This is a genomic window from Frankia sp. CgKIO3 (assembly GCF_977946435.1).
Genome location: NZ_CDWTMO010000289.1, coordinates 1 through 2,557 on the forward strand (window position 1 = coordinate 1; position 2,557 = coordinate 2,557).

Annotated in this window: 2 protein-coding genes and 1 pseudogene; all 3 read left to right on the forward strand. The window is 69.8% G+C overall.

Annotation, left to right across the window (positions count from 1 at the left end; translation table 11 throughout):
- Positions 1–90: 90 nt before the first annotated feature.
- Positions 91–1,296, forward strand: coding sequence for a methionine adenosyltransferase (gene metK / locus AC08OJ_RS19625; protein ID WP_476596511.1), 1,206 nt, complete (start codon positions 91–93; stop codon positions 1,294–1,296).
- Between the two features lie 212 nt (positions 1,297–1,508).
- The gene (locus AC08OJ_RS19630; protein ID WP_476596512.1) at positions 1,509–1,970 is read left to right on the forward strand and encodes a DUF309 domain-containing protein; all 462 of its coding nucleotides are present in this window, start codon (positions 1,509–1,511) and stop codon (positions 1,968–1,970) included.
- A gap of 22 nt (positions 1,971–1,992) precedes the next feature.
- Positions 1,993–2,379, forward strand: a pseudogene (locus tag AC08OJ_RS19635) (ISAzo13-like element transposase-related protein); the annotation flags it as partial.
- Between the last annotated feature and the right edge of the window lie 178 nt (positions 2,380–2,557).

Consider the following 2,557-nt stretch of genomic DNA (forward strand, 5'->3'; position numbering starts at 1 on the left):
ACATGTTCACTTCCCGTAGACCCGACATAGAATAATCAAGTTATTTCAATGCAAATCCATATCTTGTTCCATGAAATGAGGAATCCTTCCATGTCCCGTCGCCTTTTCACCTCCGAGTCGGTCACCGAAGGCCATCCGGACAAACTCGCCGACCAGATCAGTGACGCCCTGCTCGACGCGTTCCTGGCCGGCGACCCCACCTCCCGGGTCGCGGTGGAGACACTGCTGACCACCGGGCACGTGCACGTGGCCGGCGAGGTCACCAGCTCCGCGCACATCGACGTGACCGCCGTCGTGCGGCGCACCCTCACCGACATCGGTTACGACGCCGCCACCGGCTTCGACGGCGCGACCGTCGGCGTGCTGGTCTCGATCGGTGCCCAGTCCCCGGACATCGCCCAGGGCGTCGACAAGGCCTATGAGGCACGGGTCGAGGGCGGCGAGGACACGCTGGCCCAGCAGGGCGCCGGCGACCAGGGGATCATGTTCGGCTACGCCACCGACGAGACCCCCGACCTGCTCCCGCTGCCGATCACACTGGCCCACCGCCTCGCCCAGCGGCTGTCGAAGGTGCGTCACGCCGGCCTGCTGCCCTACCTGCAGCCGGACGGCAAGACCCAGGTGACCATCGAATACGACGGGGACCGCCCGGTCCGGTTGGACACGGTGGTCGTGTCCGCGCATCACGCCGCCGACGTCGACCTGGCCACCCGTCTGGTTCCGGACATCCGCGACCAGGTCATCGCCCCCGAGCTCAAGCGGCTGGCCGAGGAGAACCTGGGCTTGGAGGTAGACGGCTACCGGCTGCTCGTGAACCCGACCGGCCGGTTCGAGATCGGCGGCCCGATCGGCGACGCGGGCCTGACCGGCCGCAAGATCATCATTGACACCTACGGCGGTTACGCCCGTCATGGCGGCGGTGCTTTCTCCGGCAAGGACCCGTCCAAGGTCGACCGTTCGGCCGCCTACGCGCTGCGCTGGGTCGCCAAGAACGTCGTCGCGGCCGGCCTCGCCCGGCGGGCGGAGCTGCAGGTTGCCTACGCCATCGGCAAGGCCGAGCCGGTAGGCCTGTTCGTCGAGACCTTCGGCACCGAGACCGTGCCGGTGCCGGAGATCGCGCGGGCCGTCTCGGAGGTCTTCGACTTGCGCCCGGCCGCCATCATCCGGGACCTCGACCTGCTACGGCCGATCTACGGGCAGACTGCCTCCTACGGCCACTTCGGTCGGACGCTGCCCGACTTCACCTGGGAGCGCACGGACCGCGCCGACGCGCTGCGCGCCGCAATCAGCCGCTGACACCGGCGGACGCTGACACCGCGCCCCAGGTCTTGCCTGGCGACGACTCCGGTCCGCGCGGCTACGGGAGGCGCCACCCGCTAGGGACGGTCAGAGTGGACCGCATGACCACTTCGGACCGCTCCGGGCGACGCGCACCGTCCGGAACACGGCCGCTGCCCGGAACACGCCCCGTCCCCCGGGCACACCCCGCGACTGAACCAGGGTCCGGGGTGTCCCGGCCCGGGGAACGGCCCCGGGACGCGCTGGGCCTCCCCCTTCCCCACGGCGAGACCGGCGTGCCGCCGCTCGCCTCCTCGGCCCCGCTACCGCCGGCCGCGGCACTCGCCGAGGCCCAGCGACTCCTCGACGCGGGACTTCCCTTCCAGGCACACGAGGTACTCGAGGCCGTCTGGAAGAGTCCGGAGACCGACCCCGGCGAGCGCGGGCTGTGGCGCGGGCTGGCACAGCTCGCCGTCGGCGTCACCCATCTGGCCCGCGGCAACGTCAAGGGCGGCGTGGCCGTGCTGCGGCGCGGCGCGGCGAACCTCGCCCCCTACGCGGACCGGCCTCCGCACGGCGTAGCCGTTCCTGGTCTGCTCGCCTGGGTGGACCTGCGGATCGCCGACATCGGCCAGGCCCATCCCGAATTACCGTGCATCACCGCCCCGGACCAGGGAGCCGCCGGAAAATAACTTCGGCTTTTGACCATGCTCTGTGAGGGAGGGGACCGACGAGGTCCTAGCGGAGAAGTTCGCGGTGTTGCTGCCGCATTTGGACGAGCGTCGGCGGCGGCTGGTGCTGGGGGCGGATGCCAGGGCGTTGGGGCATGGCGGGATTCGTCTGGTGACCCGGGCAGCGGGGGTCTCGGAGGAGACACCGTCTCGCGCGGGGCGGCGGCGTTGGACAGTGGCCAGCCTCCGTCCGGGCGGGTCCGCACGGCGGGCGCGGGCCGCAGACCGCTGCGGGAGAAGGACCCGCGCCTGGTGGACGCGCGGCTCGCGCTGGTCGAGCCCGACCAGCGGGGGACCCGGAGTCGCCGCTGCGATGGACGGTGAAATCGACCCGCATGCTGGCAGGGGGGAGCTGACCCGGTCCGGGCACGTGGTATAGCAGGTCATGTCAACGACCACCAGATGTGCGACAGAGTCGTTTTCTTGACACACCCGCTCCACACGCTCAACCCTGCACCACATGATCAACTTAGGCTACATGACATTGCGTTCAGGGGCGCATCCCACGAACAAACGGTAGCATTCATCCCGGAACGGCGGTACGATTA